The 20,834-nt window shown below is 72.8% G+C and carries 20 protein-coding genes and 1 riboswitch; of the genes, 8 read left to right on the top strand and 12 right to left on the bottom strand.

Annotation, left to right across the window (positions count from 1 at the left end):
• Window positions 1–84 precede the first annotated feature (84 nt).
• Window positions 85–279, bottom strand: a complete 195-nt coding sequence (locus CXR44_RS38855) for a hypothetical protein (RefSeq protein ID WP_144069919.1) — start codon at window positions 277–279, stop codon at window positions 85–87.
• Window positions 280–320: 41 nt separating this feature from the next.
• On the opposite strand from CXR44_RS38855, the gene CXR44_RS10470 reads away from it, so the two are divergent.
• Window positions 321–1,610 carry an MFS transporter gene (locus CXR44_RS10470; protein ID WP_245899049.1) on the top strand — a complete coding sequence of 430 codons (1,290 nt, stop codon included), beginning with the start codon at window positions 321–323 and terminating at the stop codon, window positions 1,608–1,610.
• 129 nt (window positions 1,611–1,739) lie between these two features.
• On the opposite strand, the gene CXR44_RS10465 is transcribed toward CXR44_RS10470, so the two are convergent.
• From CXR44_RS10465 to CXR44_RS10455, 3 genes are read right to left on the bottom strand one after another with little or no spacing between them, the layout of a single operon-like run.
• The gene (locus CXR44_RS10465) at window positions 1,740–2,399 is read right to left on the bottom strand and encodes a CGNR zinc finger domain-containing protein (protein WP_245899048.1); all 660 of its coding nucleotides are present in this window, start codon (window positions 2,397–2,399) and stop codon (window positions 1,740–1,742) included.
• Window positions 2,400–2,423: 24 nt separating this feature from the next.
• Window positions 2,424–2,786 carry a DUF2203 domain-containing protein gene (locus CXR44_RS10460; RefSeq protein ID WP_101784957.1) on the bottom strand — a complete coding sequence of 121 codons (363 nt, stop codon included), beginning with the start codon at window positions 2,784–2,786 and terminating at the stop codon, window positions 2,424–2,426.
• 9 nt (window positions 2,787–2,795) lie between these two features.
• On the bottom strand, window positions 2,796–3,476 hold the full coding sequence (locus tag CXR44_RS10455; protein ID WP_180903297.1) for a GntR family transcriptional regulator: 681 nt from the start codon (window positions 3,474–3,476) through the stop codon (window positions 2,796–2,798).
• Between the two features lie 95 nt (window positions 3,477–3,571).
• Between CXR44_RS10455 and CXR44_RS10450 the strand changes: the two genes are divergently transcribed.
• The 5 genes from CXR44_RS10450 to CXR44_RS10425 all read left to right on the top strand — a co-directional run bounded on the left by CXR44_RS10450 (window position 3,572) and on the right by CXR44_RS10425 (window position 7,866).
• Window positions 3,572–4,873, top strand: coding sequence for an MFS transporter (locus tag CXR44_RS10450; protein WP_101784953.1), 1,302 nt, complete (start codon window positions 3,572–3,574; stop codon window positions 4,871–4,873).
• Window positions 4,874–5,164: 291 nt separating this feature from the next.
• A complete protein-coding gene (locus tag CXR44_RS10445; protein WP_245899047.1) occupies window positions 5,165–5,932 on the top strand; it encodes a sirohydrochlorin chelatase in 768 nt (255 codons plus the stop codon).
• A 43-nt stretch (window positions 5,933–5,975) separates the two neighbouring features.
• Window positions 5,976–6,524: a GNAT family N-acetyltransferase gene (locus tag CXR44_RS10440; RefSeq protein WP_101784948.1), complete on the top strand. Its 549-nt coding sequence runs from the start codon at window positions 5,976–5,978 to the stop codon at window positions 6,522–6,524.
• A gap of 398 nt (window positions 6,525–6,922) precedes the next feature.
• Window positions 6,923–7,375, top strand: a complete 453-nt coding sequence (locus tag CXR44_RS10430) for a hypothetical protein (protein ID WP_101784946.1) — start codon at window positions 6,923–6,925, stop codon at window positions 7,373–7,375.
• An 86-nt stretch (window positions 7,376–7,461) separates the two neighbouring features.
• Window positions 7,462–7,866 carry a nitroreductase family deazaflavin-dependent oxidoreductase gene (locus CXR44_RS10425; RefSeq protein WP_101784944.1) on the top strand — a complete coding sequence of 135 codons (405 nt, stop codon included), beginning with the start codon at window positions 7,462–7,464 and terminating at the stop codon, window positions 7,864–7,866.
• 19 nt (window positions 7,867–7,885) lie between these two features.
• On the opposite strand, the gene CXR44_RS10420 is transcribed toward CXR44_RS10425, so the two are convergent.
• Both CXR44_RS10420 and glgA read right to left on the bottom strand, forming a co-directional pair.
• A complete protein-coding gene (locus CXR44_RS10420; RefSeq protein ID WP_101784942.1) occupies window positions 7,886–9,364 on the bottom strand; it encodes an Nramp family divalent metal transporter in 1,479 nt (492 codons plus the stop codon).
• 147 nt (window positions 9,365–9,511) lie between these two features.
• A complete protein-coding gene (glgA, locus tag CXR44_RS10415) occupies window positions 9,512–10,690 on the bottom strand; it encodes a glycogen synthase (protein ID WP_101784940.1) in 1,179 nt (392 codons plus the stop codon).
• A gap of 149 nt (window positions 10,691–10,839) precedes the next feature.
• Between glgA and glgC the strand changes: the two genes are divergently transcribed.
• On the top strand, window positions 10,840–12,075 hold the full coding sequence (glgC, locus tag CXR44_RS10410; protein WP_101784938.1) for a glucose-1-phosphate adenylyltransferase: 1,236 nt from the start codon (window positions 10,840–10,842) through the stop codon (window positions 12,073–12,075).
• Window positions 12,076–12,087: 12 nt separating this feature from the next.
• Here glgC and CXR44_RS10405 read toward each other — a convergent pair whose 3' ends face one another.
• Both CXR44_RS10405 and CXR44_RS40795 read right to left on the bottom strand, forming a co-directional pair.
• Complete coding sequence (locus CXR44_RS10405) at window positions 12,088–12,975, bottom strand: diacylglycerol/lipid kinase family protein (RefSeq protein WP_245899045.1); 888 nt, start codon at window positions 12,973–12,975, stop codon at window positions 12,088–12,090.
• A 455-nt stretch (window positions 12,976–13,430) separates the two neighbouring features.
• Window positions 13,431–14,144, bottom strand: a complete 714-nt coding sequence (locus tag CXR44_RS40795; protein WP_245899044.1) for a CGNR zinc finger domain-containing protein — start codon at window positions 14,142–14,144, stop codon at window positions 13,431–13,433.
• 88 nt (window positions 14,145–14,232) lie between these two features.
• On the opposite strand from CXR44_RS40795, the gene CXR44_RS10390 reads away from it, so the two are divergent.
• Window positions 14,233–15,117 carry a DMT family transporter gene (locus tag CXR44_RS10390; RefSeq protein WP_101784934.1) on the top strand — a complete coding sequence of 295 codons (885 nt, stop codon included), beginning with the start codon at window positions 14,233–14,235 and terminating at the stop codon, window positions 15,115–15,117.
• A gap of 4 nt (window positions 15,118–15,121) precedes the next feature.
• On the opposite strand, the gene CXR44_RS10385 is transcribed toward CXR44_RS10390, so the two are convergent.
• From CXR44_RS10385 to CXR44_RS10370, 4 genes are all read right to left on the bottom strand, one after another.
• Window positions 15,122–16,240, bottom strand: coding sequence for a mechanosensitive ion channel family protein (locus CXR44_RS10385; RefSeq protein WP_101784932.1), 1,119 nt, complete (start codon window positions 16,238–16,240; stop codon window positions 15,122–15,124).
• Between the two features lie 33 nt (window positions 16,241–16,273).
• Window positions 16,274–17,269, bottom strand: coding sequence for a ribonucleotide-diphosphate reductase subunit beta (locus tag CXR44_RS10380; RefSeq protein WP_101784930.1), 996 nt, complete (start codon window positions 17,267–17,269; stop codon window positions 16,274–16,276).
• A 33-nt stretch (window positions 17,270–17,302) separates the two neighbouring features.
• Entirely contained in the window at window positions 17,303–19,489 is a 2,187-nt protein-coding gene (locus CXR44_RS10375; RefSeq protein ID WP_101784928.1) for a ribonucleoside-diphosphate reductase subunit alpha, read from the bottom strand.
• A gap of 156 nt (window positions 19,490–19,645) precedes the next feature.
• Window positions 19,646–19,853, bottom strand: a riboswitch (cobalamin riboswitch).
• A gap of 32 nt (window positions 19,854–19,885) precedes the next feature.
• Window positions 19,886–20,818, bottom strand: coding sequence for a tripartite tricarboxylate transporter substrate-binding protein (locus tag CXR44_RS10370; protein ID WP_101784926.1), 933 nt, complete (start codon window positions 20,816–20,818; stop codon window positions 19,886–19,888).
• Between the last annotated feature and the right edge of the window lie 16 nt (window positions 20,819–20,834).

Below are 20,834 nucleotides of genomic sequence, written 5' to 3'. Positions count from 1 at the left end.
TCTGATTCAACGATTCATCGACAAATGACGCGAGCTGACGAAGCGGCTTCTGATCGGCCCAGCTGGAAGGCAGCCACATGCTCGTCAGACATCGAGTGTCTTACCTTGGCTGAACCCGTTTTCAGCCCGATCCGTTGTTCGATGATCTCCCACTCGGATCAGGGGCGCCAAGGCTGGAAGCTGCCATTGACCGCGTTTTTCCCGCCAGTCATCCTGCCGATCCCTCGACGGGCACTTCTTGATCGTGGGCCCCTGCGGTGCCGCGACGACTTCAACCATGTAACGTCTCCTTCGTGTTGAGCCGTTACATGGTCGGTGCCGTGGCAGCGCGCACCGGTGACGAGATGTCCGGTCCCGCCCTGCTCCTCGCGGGGCTCGCCCTGAGCGGGTCCCCCGTTCCGGGGTCGTGGCTGCTGGCGGGCCTGACCGCCTCGGCGGCCGTCGGCGGACCCCTGCTCGGGGCGCTGCTCGACCGGGCCGGACGGCCGGGCCGGATGGTGGGCTGGTGCCTGCTCGGCTACACCGCCGGCCTGCTCGCCGTGCTCCTGGGGCTGGGGCGGCTGCCCGACGCCGCGCTGGTCGCCGTCGCCGCGCTGGCGGGGCTGCTGGGGCCGGCGCTCACCGGCGGATGGACCTCCCAGCTGCCCCTCGTCGTCCCGCCGGACCGGCTGGCGCGGGCCAACGCGCTGGACGCGATCAGCTACAACGTGGCGGGCCTGGTCGGCCCCGCGGCGGTGGCCGCGGTCGCCGCGGCCACGAGCGGGCAGACGGCCGTGCTGGTGTCGGCCGCGCTCCTGCTCGCGGCGGTCCCTCCGGCATGGACGCTCCCACCCCGCCGCCCCACTCCCGCCCCGGGCAACGCCACGGCATCGGACGCGACGGCGACGGACGGCGCGGCATCGGACGGAGCGGCGACGGACGACACGACGACGACCGGCGCGGCGGCGGGTGGGACGGCGGCGGGTGGGGCGGCGTTGCGCCGGGAGCTCGCCGCCGGGTTCGGCGCCATCGCGCGCAACGCGTCCCTGAGGCGGGCGACCGCCACCTCCATGGTCTCCTTCTGCGGAGTCGCCGTGCTGGTGGTCGGCACGCCGCTGCTCGGCGCCGAACTGACGGGCGAGGCGTCGTACGGGGCGCTGCTGCTGGCGGTGACGGCGGCCGCCGCGCTCGCCGCGAACACGGCGGCAGCGCGGCTGCGGCGCTGGGAGCCGCGGCCCGACACCGTCCTGGCGGGTTCGACGCTGCTCCTGGGCGCGGCCATGGCTCTGGCCGCCGGGGTCGCGCACACCGGCGGCCCGTTCGCGCTGGCGGTGCTCGCCGCCGCGCTGGCGGGAGCGGCGGAGGGGCCGCAGCTCACAGCGCTGCTGGCGGTGCGGCACCGGGAGGCGCCGCCGCGCCTGCGCGGCCAGATCTTCACCACCGGAGCCAGCCTCAAGATCACCTCGTACGCCGGTGGCGCCGCGCTGGCCGGCCCGCTGGCCGCGTACGACCTCGGGGCGGCCCTGCTGGCCGGGGCGATGCTCCAGGTGCTGGCCGCCGGGGTGTACCGGCTGCTGTCGCGTCCAAGTGGCCGGCTGCGCGAACCGTCCGGGACGAGCGCGGCAGGCTGACGCTCGCGGCCGGCGGGATGCCGGGGGCCGCGCTCCCGCGGCGGGCACTCCCGTGCGATCCCGGTGTGCGGCACGGGCGAGACGCCCTTGTCCGCAGCTCACCAGGGATCATTCCGTCAGCCCCATGAGTCAGGCACGGGCCCGGTGGGCGGCCACGCGTTCGCGGGTGGCGCAGCGGGTGCCGCAGAAGCGGCGCGGGCTGCCTCCCCCGAGGTCGAGGTAGGGCCGCCGGCACCCGGCCGAGGCGCACAGCCCGCCGGGCACCCGCTGGTGGTCGGCCAGCAGGACGGCCAGCGCCATGGCCGACGACGCCAGGAACCACTCCGCCCACGGCACGTCGTCATGGGCGTCCACGTGCACGTGCCAGGGGGAGGCGCCACCATGGCTGGTCAGCCGGGGCGGCCGGGCCGTGTCGGCGAGGATCCGGTTGAGCAGCCCGGCGGCGGCGTCCGTGCCGGGTGCGGCCAGCACCTCGACCAGCCGCCCCGCCGCCTCCCGCATCGCCGCCACGTCGTCGGCCCGCACAACCTCCGCCCGCGCGACCTCCGCCCGCACACCCTCGGCCCGCACACCCTCGGCCCGCACACCCTCGGCCCGCACACCCTCCACCGGCATGACTTCCGCCCGCGAGTCTCCGGCGTCCTCCGCCGGCTCGCCTTCGGCGACGGCCCGCTCGCCGTGGGCGCGCAGCAGCCGGGCCACCGACTCGGCCGACGGTTCCTCGTACAGCAGGGCCACGCACAGGTCGACGGCCCGCTCGGCCATCGCCCGGGTCGAGTGCACGCTCACCCCCGCAGCGTACGCCGGGCGCGGCTACGGCAGCGGGCGGCGGCCCGCGAAGCCCAGCTCGGTGCGGTGGTACCAGCGCAGCTCGGTCTCGCCCTCGATCCAGCACAGCCGGACCGAGGCCCCGTCGAGCACGGCCGGGAAGTCGAGCAGGACGGGGGCGACGCCCTTCACCTCGATCCCCTGACGCGCCCAGCCGCTCAGGAGGTCCTCGATGCGGGCCTCCAGCGCCTTCAGCTCGGGGATGCCGCCCAGCGGCGACGTGCCGGCGGTGCGCCGGTCGTGGGCGAGCTGCGTCATGTCGGCGCGCGCGGCGATCAGCGCGCGGGCGTCCGCGACGATCGAGGGCAGCAGCGCACGGGCCTCGTCCACGGTGAACAGCCTGTCCATGGCGGCACGCTACCCGTTCGGCTCGTAGGCGCGCGTCAGCTGCTTCTCGGCCTCGTCGAGGTAGCCGTCGAGGTAGGCGGCGGCCTCCTCCGAACGGCCGGACCGCAGCAGCTCCAGCAGGCGCCGGTTGCGCTCCACGAACGGCTCGTGGAACGCGCGCGGGTTACGCATGACGGCGAACACCAGGCGCAGCTCGGCCAGGAGCTGCCGCATCGCCTCGTCCAGCCGGGGGCTTCCGTTGAGGCTCACCAGCGCCTGGTGGAAGCGGATGTTGGCGGTGCCGACGCCCTGCCAGTCGTCCCGCTCGGCGGCCCGCTCGGCGTCGGCGAGGGCGGCCTCGATCAGGGTGAGCTGGTCGGGGGTGAGCGCGCGGCGCACGGCCGCGCCCTCGATGACGCGGCGCACCCGGTAGAGGTCGGCGACGTCCTCGGCGGACAGCATCCGGACGAACACGCCGCGGTTGAGCCGGTGCTCCAGGAGCCGTTCGTGGCCGAGCAGCCGGAACGCCTCGCGCAGCGTGTTGCGCGACACCCCGAGCGCCTCGGAGATCGACTCCTCGGACAGGCGCTGGCCGGGCGTGAAGAAGCCCTCGCTGATGCGGTCGCGGAGGATGTCGGCCACGCGCTCGGCGGTGCTGCTGCGCCCCAGCCGGGTGCGGTCACGCTCGAGATCGGCAACGGCGTCGTTCACAAGCGCCAGACAATCATCGAACAAAACCCTTGTCGAGTTGTTCAACGATCCTTATGTTGAAGGGAAGCCCCCCGAGAACGAACAGGAGCGGTGACATGTCAGGCTCCACGCAACAGACACGCCGGGTCATCCTCGCCAGTCTGATCGGCACGTCGCTGGAGTGGTACGACTTCTTCCTCTACACGACGGCGGCCACCCTGGTCTTCGGCAAGCTGTTCTTCCCGACGTTCGACCCGCTCAACGCCACACTCCTGGCACTGACCACGAACGCCGTCGCCTTCGTGGCCCGCCCGCTCGGCGGGATCGTCTTCGGCCACTTCGGCGACCGCGCCGGGCGCAAGACCGTGCTCGTGGTCACCCTCCTGGTCATGGGCGTCTCGACGTTCCTCATCGGCGTGCTGCCCGGCTACGACAGCATCGGCGTCGCCGCGCCGATCCTGCTGGCGCTGCTGAGGTTCGTCCAGGGACTCGGGCTGGGCGGCGAGTGGGGCGGCGCGGTGATCATGTCCCTGGAGCACGGCGACGACCGCCGGCGCGGCTTCAACGCGAGCTGGCCGCAGGTGGGCGTCCCGGCGGGGTTCGTGCTGGCCACCGCGCTGCTGACGATCCTGTCGGGCACCCTGTCGGAGGCGGCGTTCCTGTCGTGGGGGTGGCGGGTGCCGTTCCTGCTGTCCGGGGTGCTCGTGCTCGTCGGGCTCTGGGTCCGCGTGAAGATCACCGAGTCGCCGCTGTTCGCGCAGGTGGAGCGGTCGGGGGCCAAGGCGAGGATGCCGCTGGTCGAGGTGCTGCGGACGCACCCGCGCGCCCTGCTGTCGGCCTTCACCGCGCGCATCGGGGTGGACGTGGCCTTCTACACCTTCACCGCGTACATCCTCGTCTACCTCACCGGCTCGCTCGGCATGGACCGCTCGGTCGGGCTGAACGCGGTGCTGATCGGCTCGGCGCTGCAACTGGTGCTGATCCCGCTGTTCGGCTCGTTGTCCGACCGCTTCGGCCGGCGTCCGGTCTACCTGGCGGGCGTGGTCGGCGCGGCGATCTGGGTGTTCGCGTTCTTCCCGCTGCTCGACACCCGGTCGTTCCCGCTCATCGCGCTCGCCGCCGTCGTGGCGCTGGTCACCCACGCCGCCATGTACGGCCCGCAGGCGGCGTTCATCGCCGAGCTGTTCACCACCCGGCTGCGCTACAGCGGCGCCTCCATGGGCTACCAGGTGGCCGGGATCGTCGGCGGCGCGCTCGCCCCGATCATCGCGATCAAGCTGTTCGACGTGTACGGCACGACGCTCGCCGTGTCGATCTACGTGGTGGCCGCGCTGGCCGTCACCGCCGTGGGCCTGGCCATCGCCCCGGAGACCCGCGACCTCGACCTCACCGCCGGCCCGCTCCCCCAGCGGACCTGACGGCGCCCGGGGTCGCCCCCCGAACCCGCCGCGAAGAACCGCGGGCGGCGGCTGCCACCGCCGCCCGCGACGGGCCCGGAGACCGCCGCAGGGACCGACCGGTTCCCCGGAGCTCCACGCGGGCATCAGCGTCCACGCTCCCGGCACCCTCCGGCCCGGCCGTCGTCCCGGCCGGCCGAACTCCGCGTCCGGCACGGCGGGCGAGCGCTCCCGTACACGGGTCACGGTTGTGATTGAATCGCCACCGATTCGCAGAACACAGGGGGGCCAATACGCATAAACTGCGCGCCTGTGAGCCTCCCTGTACGTGAACGTTCCCGTCGGCCGGGTGGCGGCCGCCACCGCCGCCCCGTCCCCACGTCCCTGCCGCCGGACGCCCCTGTGCTCGTGCTCGCCGCGCCGGGCGACATCACGGGCGTGGCCGCCGAGATCGCCGGCGTCGTACGGGTCGACCACCCGCAGATCGAGGTGCGCCTGACCGCGGTCACCGAGCTGGCCGCGTCACTGCCGCAGGACCGCGAGGCCGTCGTGGTGCCGCTGCTGACCTGGGACGACCCCGAGGTCATGGCCGACATCGCCGGAAGCGTCGAGGCCGCCGGCACGGGCGCGGTGATCACCGAGGCGCTCGGCCCGCACCCACTGCTCGCCGAGGCCCTGCACATCCGGCTGGCCGAGCGCGGCCTCGCCCGCGCCGACCGGGTCCGCCTGCTGAACGTCTCCAGCCCCGTCGACGCCGTCATCCTCGCCACCGTGGGCGGCACGCGGGCCGTGCAGGCGGTGCAGCCGACGGCGGTGCTGCTCGCCTCCCGCCTCACGCTGCCCGTGGTCGCCGCCTCGCTTGACAGCGACCCCGGTGTGCCCATGGCGGCCGAGCGGCTGCGCGCCGCCGGAGCCGACCGGCTGGCCATCGCGCCCTGCCTGATCGGCCACGAGGCGCCCGCCGACCTGGTCGAACGGGCCGCCGCCGGCATCGGAGCCGGGCACGCCGAGCCGCTCGGCGCCCACGGTTCGATCGCCGAGCTTGTCGCCCGGGCTTACGGGAGTCAACTCGCGACTTGACAAGGGCTTGTGGAGATCACAAAAGTGGCGTTTACTTCTCCGCATGCGCCGCGTGCAGTGCAATGGTGCGCGTCTGTCTCTCCGTGACGTGACGGAGGCCGACGTGGCGGCACTGCACGCCGTCTACGGTGACCGGACGGCGACGCAGTACATGCCGTTCGGTCCCCGCACCAACGAGCAGGTGGCCGACCTCGTCCAGGAAGCCCTGGCGGCGGCCGAGGCCGAGCCGCGCCGCCTGTACATGCTCGCGGTGGTCGACACCGACCACCGCGACGTCATCGGGGTGGCGCGGTTGCACATCGAGGCCGACCACCCGCACAGCGCCGAGATCGGCGTGGGCCTGCGGCCCGACCAGTGGGGCCGGGGCATGGGCACCGACCTGATCCGGCTGCTGCTGGCGTTCGGCTTCAAGCAGCTCGGGCTGCACCGCATCTGGGGCGCCCGCGCTCCGGACAACCTGCCGGCGCAGCTGGCGATGCTGACCGCCGGCATGGTCGAGGAGGGGCGCATCCGCCACCACGTGCACACGCCGGACGGCTGGCGCGACTCGATCGTCCACTCGGCCCTGCAGGACGAGTGGACCGACCGCTAGGAGCGGCCCTCACGAGGTCCTCCCGTCCGCGCCACCTCACCCCGCACGCCCGACCCGCCTCCCGACCCGAAGCCCGGAGCACCTCCCCACCCGCCACCCGACCCGCCGCACGACCCGAAACCCGGCGCACCACCCAACCCGCCACCCGACCCGCCTCCCGGCCCGAAACCCGGCGCACCACCCAACCCGCCACCCGACCCGCCTCCCGGCCCGAAACCCGGCGCACCACCCAACCCGCCACCCGACCCGCCGCACACGCCGCCCGACCCGCCGCCCGGCGCACCTTCCGGCCCGAAGACCGGGCCGGGGTCCGGCGGGCGCGCGGTCCGGGTGCGTCTTCGCCGGAGATTGTCGGTGGCTCCCCCTACGATGAGGCTCCTCACGTGGAGGGATCTCACATGCTCGACTCTCTGATCGTGCCCCTGTTCGTCACGACGGACCTGCCGCCCCGGGCGGACCTGGCCGAGTTCGGGGGGCTGCTCGCCGAGACGGCGCGCACGCTCGACCATGACGGCGAGAGCTACGAGGCGTTCCTGGCCGGCAAGGTGTTCTGGCTCGACCGTCCGGCGCCCGCCCGGCAGGGGGCCGCGGAGGCGGAGCTGCGGTTCGCGGGCATGCTGGGCTACCTGGCGGCGTCAGGTCCCGGCCACACGACCCGCGGCGTCGTGGCCGACGTCCGCCGGGCGATCTCCACGGCCGTCACGGGCCGCTACGGCGACGTGGGGGCGGCGCCCGCGGTGTTCGCCATCCGCGACCGCGACGTGCGCGAGCGCACCCCCGACGCGGCCCTCTACGTCGACACCCGTGACGCCGTGCCCGACCTGGTCACGGTCACCCGCCCCTACCTGTGACGCGCGGGCCCGCGGCACGGGTCAACATCTGTTATAGGCCGGCGCCGGACGGTGACGTGGCACCCGTCCGGGGTAGCTGTGCACCCATGCTCTTCGGCAAGGAACACGTACTCCGCTACCAGCAGACCGGCGGCGAAGAGGGGCACGACTGGAACGACACCACCGTGCTCCTGCTGACCACCAAAGGCCGCAGGTCCGGCCGGCCCTACACGACACCGCTCATCTACCAGCGGCACGGCGACGCCTACGTGGTGGTCGCCTCGAAGGGAGGCGATCCCGACCACCCCGACTGGTACAAGAACCTCCAGGCCAGCCCCGAGGTCGAGGTGCAGGTCAGGGCCGACCGGTTCAAGGCTCTCGCGCACACGGCGATCGAGGAGGAGAAGCCCGAGCTGTGGGCGCTGATGACGCGCGCCTGGCCCCAGTACGACGAGTACCAGACCAAGACCGACCGGGAGATCCCGGTGGTCGTGCTGCAGCCCCTCCGCTGAGCTCCGCTTCCGCGCCCGGCTAGAACGTCACCAGCGGATCGCCGAGGAAGTCGGCGATGAAGTTGACGAAGAAGAAGCCGAAGAACAGGAAGTTGAGCACCAGGATGACGTAGTGCCACGGCCGCGGCCGGGCGGGCCGCGGCAGCCTGCTGTTGAGGTAGATGAGCAGGAACGGGTAGAGCAGCGCGCCCAGGTTGGACATGTTGGCCGACCACTCGACGAGCGCCACCGGAAGGCTCAGGTGGATGATGATCGAGATGACGACCAGCAGCGCGATCATGAACGGGTAGTAGAACCGCCGAGGGTCCCCCTCGACCAGCGCGCGCAGCCGCGGGCTGGTGGCGTGCGCGGCGTCCGTGGTCACCCGCACCATGGCCTCGAAGATGCCGAGCTGCGTGGAGAAGAGGATCAGCACGCCGAGTACCAGCGCCACGTAGAACAGGAACGGCCCGTACTCCTGGCCCAGCGCGCTGGCGACGAAGGTCGGCACGCTGGCGCGCGTCGGCCGCTCGCCCGTCATGGCGACGGCCTGCGACATGAGGATCGTGGGCAGCAGCATGCCGAGCATGGCGCCGACGAAGAACACGCCCCACATGTCCGTCAGCAGCAGCCGGTACCACCGGTGCCACAGGCCCCGGTTGAGCTCGTCGTCGGGGAAGGTGACGCCGCTGGCGAGGATCTCCCGGCGCTCGCCGCGCATGCCGGAGATGTATCCGGCGCGGTAGCCCATGCCGTAGCCCTTGTCCCGGTAGTGCCCCATCACGTACCAGTTGAGGCCGGAGGCCAGGGCGGTGAACCCGGCCAGGCCGCCGAGCTGCGTGGCGGTGATGCCCGCCGGCGGGGCGGCCGGTGTGAAGAACCCGCGCACGCCCTCCCACCACACGCTCCACGGCACCACGAACAGGCAGAGGACCAGCAGGATGACGAGGATGGAGCCGACCAGCAGCCAGTTGGCCAGCTCCAGCGCCCGGCTGATCCGCCGCGCCCCCGCCGTGATGAGGAAGACGACGACGAGCAGGGCGATCGCCCACAGGCGCGGCTCCTCGGCCCCGGCGGGCGCGACGGTGCCGTGCACGAGCGCGTACACGCCCTGGCCGGCCGAGGCCGCCCAGCCGCCCGCGATGAAGGCGAAGATGACGACGAACACCGACAGCGGCACCCACAGCCGCCACCCCGGCGGGACGCGGCCCCAGCCGACGACCGGAACCTCGCCGGTGGCGACGACGTAGCGCGCGCACTCGACGTTGTAGAACGTCTGGAGCAGCGCGGAGATCAGGATGACCCAGCCCACGCCGACGAAGCCGTACTGGCCGACGCTGAGCGGCCCGAGGAGCCACTCACCGCTGCCGATGGAGATGCCGAGCGCGATGAGGCTCGGACCGACGGCGAACTGGAACAGCTCGCGCGGCCCGAGCCTCGGGACCTTGAACACCTCTTCGGGGGTGGGCAGGTCGGTGACGACGAGTTCGGGGCGGCTCACTCCAAGTGGGTGCGTCATTTCTGGCCTCCTGACGCTCAATGTGATCCACGTCACTGTGGACCACAAGACCCAATCAGCCGGGGAGCGACGGCCAGCCGTTCCCCCGTCAACCCGAAACATTCCCCTGAACAGGGGAAACGCACCCCAAGAAGCGGGAAAACCGCCTCAGGCGAGGAGCGAGGTGTACAGGTCGAGGGTGCGGCCGGCGATGCGCTCCCAGGAAAAGTGCTCGACGGCTCTGGCCCGGCCGGCCTCGCCCATCGCGCGGGCCCTGGCCGGGTCGCCCAGCAGGGCGTTGACCCGCTCGGCCAGGTCGGCGGCGAAGCGGGCGGGGTCGTGCGGCGTGCCGTCGGCGCCCTGGTCGATCGGCACCAGCAGGCCCGTCTCGCCGTCGGCGACCACCTCCGGGATGCCGCCCGTGGCCGTGGCCACCACGGCCGTCTCGCAGGCCATCGCCTCCAGGTTGACGATGCCCATCGGCTCGTACACCGACGGGCACACGAACACCGCCGCGTGCGTGAGCAGCTGGATGACCTCGGGCTTGGGCAGCATCTCGGAGATCCACAGCACGCCCTCGCGCTCGCGTTCGAGCTCGCGGACCAGGCCGGTGACCTCGGCGGCGATCTCGGGCGTGTCGGGCGCGCCCGCGCAGAGCACGAGCTGGGCGTCGCGGTCGAAGGCCCGCGCCGCGTGCAGGAGGTGGACCAGCCCCTTCTGCCGGGTGATCCGCCCGACGAAGATCACGTACGGCCTGCCGGGGTCGACCCCGTGCTTCTTCAGCACCTCGTCGCCGCGGTCGGGGGCGTACTCGGCGGTGTCGATGCCGTTGTGGATGACGCTGACCCGCTCCGGCGCGATCTCGGGGTAGGCCGCCAGCACATCGCGCCGCATGCCCTCCGACACCGCGATGACGGCGTCGGCGGCCGCCAGCGCGGTCCGCTCGGCCCAGGAGGAGATCGTGTAGCCGCCGCCGAGCTGCTCGGCCTTCCAGGGGCGCAGAGGTTCGAGGCTGTGGGTGGTGACCACGTGCGGGACCCCGTGCAGCAGCTTCGCGACATGCCCGGCGAAGTTGGCGTACCAGGTGTGCGAGTGGACCACGTCGGCGCCCTCGCAGGCGGCGGCCATCTCCAGGTCCACCCCGAGCACCTGCAACGCCGCGTTGGCCGACTCCAGCCCGCCGGGAACCCGGTAGGCGGACACGCCCGGCTCCTCGCGGTCCGCGCCGAAGCAGCGCACCCGGACGTCGGCCAGCCGCCGCAGGCGGCTCGCCAGGTACTCCATGTGAACCCCGGCACCGCCGTACACCTCGGGCGGATACTCCCGGCTGAGCAGATCGACACGCATGGTACGACCTTACGAGCAACCCGCCCGCCGGGGACACCTCGACAGGCCGTCCCGCGCGATCGGGATGAACAACACGAAACCGGAGATGGCCCCGGGGCACCATGCGGGGTTTCGTCGATAGATCGGCCAAATGGGGGTAGCGTCTGGACATGAGGTCCCAGAGGGTGCTTGCGGTCGTGCTGGCAGGTGGCGAGGGCAAGAGGCTCATGCCTCTGACGGCTGACAGGGCCAAGCCCGCCGTGCCGTTCGGCGGGATATATCGGCTCATCGACTTCGTGCTGTCCAACCTTGCCAACGGCGGCTACCTGCAGATCGTGGTGCTGACCCAGTACAAGAACCACAGTCTTGACCGGCATGTGTCGCGCACCTGGCGGTTGTCGGCCATGCTCGGCAACTACGTGACCCCGGTGCCGGCGCAGCAGCGGCTCGGGCCCCGGTGGTTCTCCGGGTCCGCCGACGCGTTGTTCCAGAACCTGAACCTGATCTACGACGAGATGCCCGAGCACGTCATCGTGTTCGGCGCCGACCACATCTACCGGATGGATCCCCGGCAGATGGTCGAGCAGCACGAGGAGTCGGGCGCCGACGTGACGGTCGCCGCGATCCGGCAGCCGCTGTCGCTGGCCGACCAGTTCGGGGTGATCGAGACCGATCCGCAGGGGCGGCGCATCGTGGCCTTCCGCGAGAAGCCGAAGGACGCCGTCGGCCTCGCCGACTCCCCCGACGAGATCTACGCCTCGATGGGCAACTACGTGTTCAGGACGCAGGCGATGATCGACGCCCTGCGCGAGGACGCCCTCGACCCGACGAGCAAGCACGACCTCGGCGGCAACATCATCCCCATGCTGGTCAAGTCGGGCAGCGCCGACGTCTACGACTTCGCCGACAACGTCGTGCCGGGCTCCACCGAGCGCGACCGCGGCTACTGGCGCGACGTGGGGACCCTCGACGCCTACTACGAGGCCCACATGGACCTCATCTCGGCGCACCCCGTCTTCAACCTCTACAACGACAAGTGGCCCATCCACACCGGCCACGACCCGCTGCCGCCGGCCAAGTTCGTGCACAACGACGGCGACCGGGTGGGCCGGGCGATCGACTCGCTGGTCTCCCCCGGCGTGATCGTCTCGGGCGGCACCGCCATCCGGTCGGTGCTCTCGCCGAAGGTGGTGCTCCACTCGCACTCGCTGGTGGAGGACTCGGTGCTGATGGAGAACGTCAAGATCGGCAGGGGCGCGATCGTGCGCAAGGCGATCATCGACAAGAACGTCGTGATCCCCGACGGGGCGCGGATCGGCTTCGACCTCGACCACGACCGCACCCGTTTCGCGCTCACCCGCGGCGGCGTGGTCGTCATCGGCAAGAACGAGATCGTCGAGCGGTGACCGCCGCGGCAGTCACCCGGGCGGCAGGGTCATCCGCCAGGCGTGCGGTGCGACGGTCCAGGTGCGGGAGGTGTAGGGGCCGCTGAGCTCGCCGTCGGTGTTGACCCACACCGGCGGCCCGGAGACGCGGACCCGCGAGCCGCGGACGGTCACCACGTCCGTGCGGGCCGTGTGCCGGCCGAGCCGCAGCTGCACGCCGTACAGCAGGCGGCGCAGCGGGCCGGTGGCGAAGGACACGACCACGTCGGCGAGCCGGTCGGCGGGGCTGGCGTCGGGTGTGATCGGCGTGCCGCCGCCGATGGTGCGGCCGTTGCCGACGCCCGCCATCAGCACCCGCCGCCGGCCGTCCGCGACCACCGCGCCGTCCACCTCCACCCGCAGGGGGACGCCCCTGGTGCGCACGCCGGCGATCACACTCCCGGCCGCGTAGGCGAAGCGGCGCAGGAACGGCTTGAGCGGCTGGGCCGTCCGGGCCGCCTCGACCCCCACCCCGGCGTGGGCCGCGTTGACCACGATCCCGCCGTCCTCGTCGCGCAGCAGGTCGAGGGAGCGCGGCTCGCCCGTCGCCGCCACCCGGGCCGCCTCCACCGGGTCGAGCGGCACGCCCAGGGCACGGGCGAGGTCGTTGCCGGTGCCCAGCGGGACCAGTCCGACCGTGCGGGACCCCAGCTCGCCACGCCCGGCGAGCGCCGCCACCAGGCAGTGCAGGGAACCGTCGCCGCCGAGCACCACCGGGTCACGGCCGGGGTGCTCGGCCAGCAGGCCGTCGAGCTCGGCCGGGTCGTCGAGCCGGGTCTTGACCGTGTCGGCGTGCTCGGCCAGCTCGGCGAGCACCCGTGACAACGCCTCGTCGTCCGCGCTCCCGGCCGCAGAGTTCACGATGGCCACCAGTCGGCGCACAGGACCCTCCTTCGTCCGCTGGCCGCCGTATACCCCGATCGGCGCGGGTGATCCCTCTTTCGATCGCAGGCGCTCCAGGCACCGGGTCACAGGCGCTCGCGCGGCGATGTCCTGGCACTCCGCGAGCGGGTGGGCCCCGGGACGGGCTGGCGTGGGCGCCGCCCGGGGCGAGGGCTGTGTCCGGCCGGGGGGCGCCATTCCCGCCGGCCAGACCGTGGCCCGCGGCCCTGATCCCCTGTCAGGGCCGTCGTCGTGTGGCACGGCGACGAGAAAGCCGCCTCGGGAACATCCCCGGGCGGCTCCTGGAGTCCGATGGTCGGGACTGTCAGGCAGCCTCACCCGCCGTGAGCCGCGTGGCGCGCGGTCCGCGGGAGAAGGGGGTGGTCACGTGGGGCCTTCCTGGTCGTGCTGGACGTCTTCCACGGTAGCCGGGTGATCAGCACCGGGGCCAGTGATTAAAGCGCGCGGTGGCGGGCGCGGAACCCCGCCGCCTTGGCGCGGTTGCCGCACTCCTGCATGTCGCACCAGCGCCGGGCTCGGCCGCGCGAGGTGTCGACGTACAGGCGGGTGCAGGTGCCGGCACCGCACTCCTTGATCCGTACGGCCTGCGGCCCGCCGAGCAGCTCCACCGCCTGCCGGGCGACCGTGGACAGGGCCGCCGCCAGGTCGCCCGCCCGCTCGGCCCGGCCGGCCTCGTCGAGCCGCACCCGCGTGGGCGGGACGGCGGCGAAGCGGTTGACCACCTCGCGGTCACCGGCCCGCGCCCCCGGCCCGGGCGGCTCTCCGGGCGGCGGCGCGACCACCGGCTCCTGTCGCTGAGCCTCCGGCGGCTCCGGTTGGGGCGCGGCGAGCCGCGACACGACAGGCTGGGGCGCGGTGGGCTCGGGCGCGACAAGCTGCGACACGACAGGCTCGGGCGCGGTGGGCTCGGGCGCGGTGGGCTGGGGTGTGGTGGCGGTGAGCGCGAGCCGGTAGACGGCCTCCCGGAGCTCCTTGGCCGCCGTCAGCCCCGCCGGGGTGACCGCGCACGGCTGGTCGAGGACGCCCGCCTCGACCAGCCAGCGGGCCAGGTCGGCGGGCTCGAGCAGCAGGTCGCGCCGGTCGGTCCGGCGCTGCTGGACCGTGCCGGCCAGGTCGAGGGCGAGGTTGCCGCTGACGAAGGCGAACACGCCCCCAGCATACCTAACCGGCTTGACAGGTTATCCAGCGTCACGGAACAGTGAAGTAACCGATTCAAGTGGTTATGTGGAGGCTGGCATGGCGGTTCAGGTCCGGACACCCCGGAGCCGGGAGCGGACGAGGGTGCCGGCGCCGCTGCCGGCCCTGTTCGTGGTGATGTGGAGCAGCGCCTTCGTGGCCGGGCTGATCGGGATCGGGGCCGCGCCGCCGCTGCTGCTGACGTTCGCCCGGTTCGCCCTCGCCGGAGTGCTGCTCACCGGCATCGCGCTGGCGGTGCGGGCGCCCTGGCCGCGGGGACGGGGGCTCGCGCACGTGGCGGTGGCGGGCGTGCTGGTGCAGGCGGTGCAGTTCGCCGCGTTCTACACGGCGCTGGGCATGCGCGTGCCCGCGGCGGTCCTGGCGCTGGTGCAGGGGCTCAATCCGGTGGTCATCGCCCTGGTGGCCGGGCGGGTGCTCGGCGAGCGGCTGAGCCCGCGCCAGTGGCTCGGTTTCGCCCTGGGCGCGGCCGGTGTCGGGCTGGCCGTGGCCGACCGCCTCGCCTTCTCCGCGGCCGGGGTGACGCTCGCCGTGGTGGGACTGCTGGCGCTCAGCCTCGGCACCGTCTACCAGAAGCGCTTCGCCGCCGACATGGACGTGCTCGCGGGCACCGCCGTGCAGTTCCTGGTCAGCGCGCCGCTCGTGGGGCTGGCCACGGTGCTGCTGGAGACGCCGCGGGTGACGGACCCGGCGGCGTTCGCCGGGGCGGTGGGCTGGCTGGTGCTGGTGAACTCGATCGGGGCGTTCCTCCTGCTCAACACCATGTTGCGGGACGCTCCGGCGAGCCGGGTGAGCACGCTGTTCTTCCTCACGCCGGCGGTGACGGCCGTGCTGGCCTGGCTGCTCGCCGGCCAGTCGCTGCACCCGCTCGCGGTGGCGGGGCTGGCGGTCGGCGGCGTGGGGGTGCTGCTGGCGACCCGCCGATGAGGCGTCAGGCCCGTTGCGGACCGGCGCCGGGACTGGGGCCGGGGTCGGCGCCGAGGTCGGCCGTCCACGGCACCCCCACCCGGGTCTCCGGGGTCTCGACGCGGAAGCGTGGCAGCGCGTCGGGGAAGTTCTCCCTGATGTAGGTGACCAGGTGCTCGCGGACGTCGCACTTGAGGTCCCAGGCGGACGGGGAGTCGGCGGCGCTCATCAGGGCACGCAGCTCGACCAGCCCGTTCGGCAGCACGTCGGTCACCTGGAGGGTCCAGTCCTTCTGGTCCCACAGCGGGTTGCCCTGGATGAAGGCGTAGAGCTCGTCGCGCAGCTTGGCGACCGGCACCGTCCAGTCGACCCGCAGGAACACGACGGCGATGACCCGGCTGCCGTGCCGGGTCCAGTTCTCGAACGGGTTCTGGGTGAAGTAGGAGACGGGCAGGACGAGGCGGCGCTCGTCCCACAGACGCACCACCACGTAGGTCAGCGTCAGCTCCTCGATCCTGCCCCACTCGTTGTCCACCACGACCACGTCGTCCAGCCGCAGCGCGTCGCTGAAGGCGAGCTGCAGACCCGCCAGGGCGTTGCCGATCGTCGGCTGGGCGGCGATGCCGACGATCGCGCCGGCGATGCCGGCGGAGGCGAGCAGACCGGCGCCCAGCGCCCGCACCTGGGGGAAGGAGAAGAGCATCGCGCCCACCGCGATCACGATGATGACCGCGGCGGCGATCCGGCGGACCAGCCCGATCTGGGTCATGATCCGCCGGGCCCGCCGGTTGCGCTCCCCCTCGACCTTCACCAGCCGGTCGAGCACCACGTCCGTCAGCGCGTACGTGGCCTGGACGATCAGCCAGGTCACCGCGCCGATGGTGACCAGCCCGAGCGCCCGCTCCACCGTCCGGCCGGTGGCCAGCTCCCCCGGGCTCTGGCCGAACATCCCCGGCCCGAACACGAGGTTGAAGGCGACCACGGCCGCCACCGTGAACCCGGCCCAGGTGCAGTGCTCGACCAGGTGCCGGGCGAGCGCCCACTTGCGGCCGGCCCTGGACAGCAGTCTTCGGAAGATCTCCACGCAGAGGACGGCCCCGGCCACCGCGATGGCGAGAACGAGCCAGCTGGCTGGCGTCTGCACGAGTGATGCCCCCAAATGTCCTATCAAGTAAGCCTAAAACGTCTCATCGAACGTCACATTGCCCTCAACCGCAACCTGATAAGCCGACACCCGCCGCTCGAAGAAGTTCGCCAGCTCCTGCACGTCCTGCAGCTCCATGAACGCGAACGGGTTGGCCGTGCCGTAGCGCACCGGCAGCCCGAGCCTGACCAGGCGCTGGTCGGCCACGTACTCAAGGTACTCGCGCATCTGCTCCGCGCTCATGCCGGGCATGCCGTCACCGCACAGGTCGCGGGCGAAGGCCAGTTCGGCCGCCACGGCCTCCTCCAGCATCGCGGTGACCTGCTCGCCCAGCTTGTCGTCGAACAGCTCCGGCTCCTCGGCCCGTACGGTGTCCACCACGCTGAACGCGAACTCCATGTGCATGGACTCGTCGCGGAACACCCAGTTCGTCCCGGTCGCCAGGCCGCCGAGCAGCCCCCGCGAGCGGAACCAGTAGACGTAGGCGAAGGCGCCGTAGAAGAACAGCCCCTCGATGCAGGCGGCGAAGCAGATCAGGTTGAGCAGGAACTGCCGGCGCTCGTCGGCCGTCTCCAGCCGCCGCAACCCGTTGATGGAGTCGATCCACCGGAAGCAGAACTCGGCCTTGTCCCGGATCGACGGGATGTGCTCGATCGCGGCGAACGCCTTGACCCGCTCGTCCGGGTCGGGCAGGTAGGTGTCGAGCAGCGTCAGGTAGAACTGCACGTGCACGGCCTCCTCGAAGAGCTGCCTGCTCAGGTACAGGCGCGCCTCGGGGGCGTTGACGTGCTGGTAGAGGTTGAGCACCAGGTTGTTGGCGACGATCGAGTCGCCGGTGGCGAAGAAGGCGACCAGCCGGTTGATGAGGTGGCGTTCCTGCGGGGTCATCCTGGCCAGGTCGGCGAGATCGGTGTGCAGGTCCACCTCCTCGACGGTCCAGGTGTTGCGGATGGCGGCCCGGTAGCGCTCGTAGAAGTCCGGGTAGCGCATGGGCCGCAGGGTCAGGTCCATTCCAGGGTCGAGCAGCATGTCTGGTGAGGTCTCCTTACGTGGTCGGGGCGGTTACTGGCAGGCTTCGCAGACTTCGGGGTTCTCCAGCGAGCAGGCGACCGCCTCCGCCGCGGTGACCTCCGGGGCCGCCGGGGCCGCCGCCACGGTCGTCTGGGCGATCCGGGTCGCGGGCCGGGACCGCAGGTAGTACGTGGTCTTCAGGCCGCTCTTCCAGGCGTAGGCGTACATCGAGGAGAGCTTGCCGATGGTGGGGCTGGCCATGAAGAGGTTGAGCGACTGCGACTGGTCGATGTACGGCTGGCGGGCCGCGGCCAGGTCGATGAGCGCCTTCTGCGGCAGCTCCCACGCGGTGCGGTAGAGCGTCTTCAGGTCGTCCGGGATGCCCGGGACGTCCTGGACGGAGCCGTCGGCCCGCTTGATCGCGTCGCGCATGGCCTGCGTCCACAGCCCGCGCGCCTGCAGGTCGGCCACCAGATAGCGGTTGACCTGCAGGAACTCGCCGGACAGGGTCTCGCGCTTGAAGACGTTGGACACCTGCGGCTCGATGCACTCGTAGCAGCCGGCGATGGAGGCGATGGTGGCCGTCGGCGCGATGGCGATCATGAGGGAGTTGCGCAGCCCGGTCGTGGCGACCTTGGCGCGCAGCGCGTCCCAGCGCGGCGAGCCCGCCGCCCCGGCGTAGTGGTCGGGGTGCAGCACCCCGCCGGCCGCGCGGGTGTCGTCGTAGGAGGGGTGCCTGCCGCGCTCGGCGGCCAGGTCGGCGGAGGTGTCGTAGGCGGCCAGCGCGATCTCCTCGGCGATCCGCGTGGACAGCTCCAGGGCCCGCGGAGAGTCGAACGGCAGGCGCAGCGCGAAGAACACGTCGGCCAGCCCCATCACGCCGAGCCCGATCGGCCGCCACCGCCGGTTGGCCGCCTCGGCCTCGGGCGTCGGGTAGAAGCCGAGGTCGATGGTCCGGTCGAGGAAACGCACCGCGGTCCGCACGGTGCCGCGCAGCCGGTCCCAGTCGAGCCCGGCGCCGTCACGCAGGTGGGCCGCCAGGTTCACCGAGCCGAGATTGCACACCGCCGTCTCGGCGTCGCTGGTCACCTCCAGGATCTCGGTGCACAGGTTGGACAGGTGGATGACGTTCTCGGGGCGGGCCGTCTGGTTGGAGGTCCGGTTGGCCGCGTCCTTGAAGGTCATCCAGCCGTTGCCGGTCTGCGCGAGCGTGCGCATCATCCGGCCGTACAGGGTGCGGGCCGGGATCCGGCGGACGTAACGGCCCTGCTCCTCGTAGGCGCGGTAGGCGCGGTCGAAGGCGTCGCCGTACAGGTCGGTGAGGTCGGGGACGTCCTTCGGGTCGAACAGCGACCACGGCTCGTCCGCCTCCACCCGGCGCATGAACTCGTCCGGCACCCAGTTGGCGAGGTTCAGGTTGTGCGTACGGCGGGCGTCCTCGCCCGTGTTGTCACGCAGCTCCAGGAACTCCTCGACGTCGGCGTGCCAGGTCTCCAGGTAGACGCAGGCCGCCCCCTTGCGCCGCCCGCCCTGGTTGACCGCCGCGACCGAGGCGTCCAGGGTGCGCAGCCACGGGACGATGCCGTTGGAGTGCCCGTTGGTGCCGCGGATGAGCGAGCCGCGCGAGCGGACCCGGGTCCAGGAGATGCCGATGCCTCCGGCGTACTTCGACAGCCGGGCGACCTGGCCGTACCTGTCGTAGATCGCCTCCAGCTCGTCGCGCGGCGAGTCGAGCAGGAAGCACGACGACAGCTGCGGACGGCGGGCGCCCGAGTTGAACAGCGTCGGCGAGCTGGGCAGGTAGGCCAGCGTGGACATCAGCCCGTACAGCTCGGCCGCCTCGGCCACCGACGACGACAGGCCGCAGGCCACCCGGAGGAGGAAGTGCTGCGGGCGCTCCAGGACCGCCCGCGTCTCGGGGTGGCGCAGCAGGTAGCGGTCGTAGACGGTGCGCAGGCCGAAGTACTCGAACCGGTCGTCGGCCTCGTCGCGGGCGAGGGCGTCCAGCTCGGCGGCGTGGGCCGCGACGAACGCCGCGAGGGAGTCCTGGACCAGCCCGGCCGCGTGGGTCGCCGCGACCGACTCGGAGAAGGTCCGGACGCCGTGCCCGGCCGCCTCGTCGGCGATCTCCTCGGCCAGCAGCCGGGCGGCGACCCGGGAGTTGGCCGGGTCTGCGATCACCCGGGCGGCGGCCTCCTCGATGGCCAGCCGCCGGTCGGCCTCAACGATCTGCGTCACGTGCTCTCCTCGCGAGCTCTGCCTCGTCGGAGGCGCGCGAGAGCACGGCGGCACGGGGCACGCCCCGGCCGCGTCGGCCCCCGGGCCCTCCCTCGAGGCCCTGGACAGGTCAGCCGGGCGTGCCGGGCCGGCGTGCGACGTGCGCACGCTCCGGCCGGGACCCCGGCGTCGCCGGCAGGTCTTCGGGCTCGCGGGCACGCATGATCAGGATCGTCATGCCGGTCCTACTGGCCGTCGCTTCCCGGATCGCTCCAGTGCTCGTGACGGCGGTCGTTCCCGCTCACCGCTGCGGGGCAGCCCCGGAATCGCACCGGGTTCCCTTTTGCTCCGCCCCGAGGGGCGAACCAGCGACGAGCAGGATCCTACATCTGGTGCTCACGGTCGCAACTCGCCCCATCATGTTGTGCCGGGCGTGTCGATGAGTCCGAGGTCGCGGAGCACGGCGCGGGTGCGGGCCGTCTCGGAGGCGAGCCACTGCTCGAAGTCGCCGCCGCCGAGCGGGATCGGCTGCCAGCCTCCGGCGCGGCACGCCTGGTGCCACGGCGCGGAGCCGGCGACGCGCTCGCACATGTCGATGGCCGTGGCGCGCAGCTCGTCGGGCATGCCGGGCGGGCCGACCGCCGCGCACCAGTCGGCGAAGTCGATGCGCACCCCGGACTCCAGGAGGGTGGGCACGTCGAGCCCGTCGACGCGCCGGGCGCTGGAGACGGCCAGGGCGCGGACCCGCCCCTTGCGCAGGCCGGCCCGCCAGGCGCGCAGGCTGCCGGCCGCGGCCACGGCCCGCCCGGCGCGCAGGGCGTCCGCGGCCTCCGCCGGGCCCGCGTGGCCGGTGTAGGCGATCCGGCGGGCGTCGGCGCCGAGCCCCCGCGCGATCAGCCCGAACAGCAGGTGGTCGGGCTCCCCCTGCGGCCCCCCGGCCAGCGGCGTCTCCTCCGGCCGAGCGAGCAGCTGGGCGCCGAAGTCCTCGAAGTCGTGGAACGGCGAGCCGGCCGGCACGACCACGGCCTCGACCTCCCCGGCGAGCCTGACCAGCGGCGTCGCGGTCTCGTGCAGCCGCGGCCCGGCGTCGATCTCGGCGGCGGCCAGCGCGGGCAGCCCGGTGACGGTGATCGTGGTGGCCTGGCGCCGGCCGGACAGCATGAACCCCGACTGCCAGGCGGCCCGGGTGAGCGCCTGCGTCACGCCCGCCCACCGCTCGGCGCCCGGCGCGATGGCGAACGGCACGCGCACCGCTCCGGCGGTGGGGCGGCGCTCGGTGCCGCATGCCGCCCCCGCCAGGCCGAGCGCTGCCGTGCCGAGCCCCAGCGCGAAGAACTGCCGTCGGCGCATGCGTGCCTCCCCCGGG

Source organism: Nonomuraea indica (genome assembly GCF_002850745.1).
In the GTDB taxonomy this organism is placed as follows: Bacteria; Actinomycetota; Actinomycetes; order Streptosporangiales; family Streptosporangiaceae; genus Nonomuraea; species Nonomuraea indica.
The sequence above is the reverse complement of the archived record's forward strand: the minus strand, read 5'-3'. Positions and strand labels throughout refer to the sequence as shown.

Bases quoted from the DNA above. Each gene is read 5' to 3' on its own strand.
- CXR44_RS38855 (WP_144069919.1), bottom strand. From the start codon at position 279: ATGGTTGAAGTCGTCGCGGCACCGCAGGGGCCCACGATCAAGAAGTGC.
- CXR44_RS10460 (WP_101784957.1), bottom strand. From the start codon at position 2,786: ATGGACAGGCTGTTCACCGTGGACGAGGCCCGTGCGCTGCTGCCCTCG.
- CXR44_RS10450 (WP_101784953.1), top strand. From the start codon at position 3,572: ATGTCAGGCTCCACGCAACAGACACGCCGGGTCATCCTCGCCAGTCTG.
- CXR44_RS10440 (WP_101784948.1), top strand. From the start codon at position 5,976: ATGCGCCGCGTGCAGTGCAATGGTGCGCGTCTGTCTCTCCGTGACGTG.
- CXR44_RS10430 (WP_101784946.1), top strand. From the start codon at position 6,923: ATGCTCGACTCTCTGATCGTGCCCCTGTTCGTCACGACGGACCTGCCG.
- CXR44_RS10425 (WP_101784944.1), top strand. From the start codon at position 7,462: ATGCTCTTCGGCAAGGAACACGTACTCCGCTACCAGCAGACCGGCGGC.
- CXR44_RS10420 (WP_101784942.1), bottom strand. From the start codon at position 9,364: ATGACGCACCCACTTGGAGTGAGCCGCCCCGAACTCGTCGTCACCGAC.
- glgA (WP_101784940.1), bottom strand. From the start codon at position 10,690: ATGCGTGTCGATCTGCTCAGCCGGGAGTATCCGCCCGAGGTGTACGGC.
- glgC (WP_101784938.1), top strand. From the start codon at position 10,840: ATGAGGTCCCAGAGGGTGCTTGCGGTCGTGCTGGCAGGTGGCGAGGGC.
- CXR44_RS10390 (WP_101784934.1), top strand. From the start codon at position 14,233: ATGGCGGTTCAGGTCCGGACACCCCGGAGCCGGGAGCGGACGAGGGTG.
- CXR44_RS10380 (WP_101784930.1), bottom strand. From the start codon at position 17,269: ATGCTGCTCGACCCTGGAATGGACCTGACCCTGCGGCCCATGCGCTAC.
- CXR44_RS10370 (WP_101784926.1), bottom strand. From the start codon at position 20,818: ATGCGCCGACGGCAGTTCTTCGCGCTGGGGCTCGGCACGGCAGCGCTC.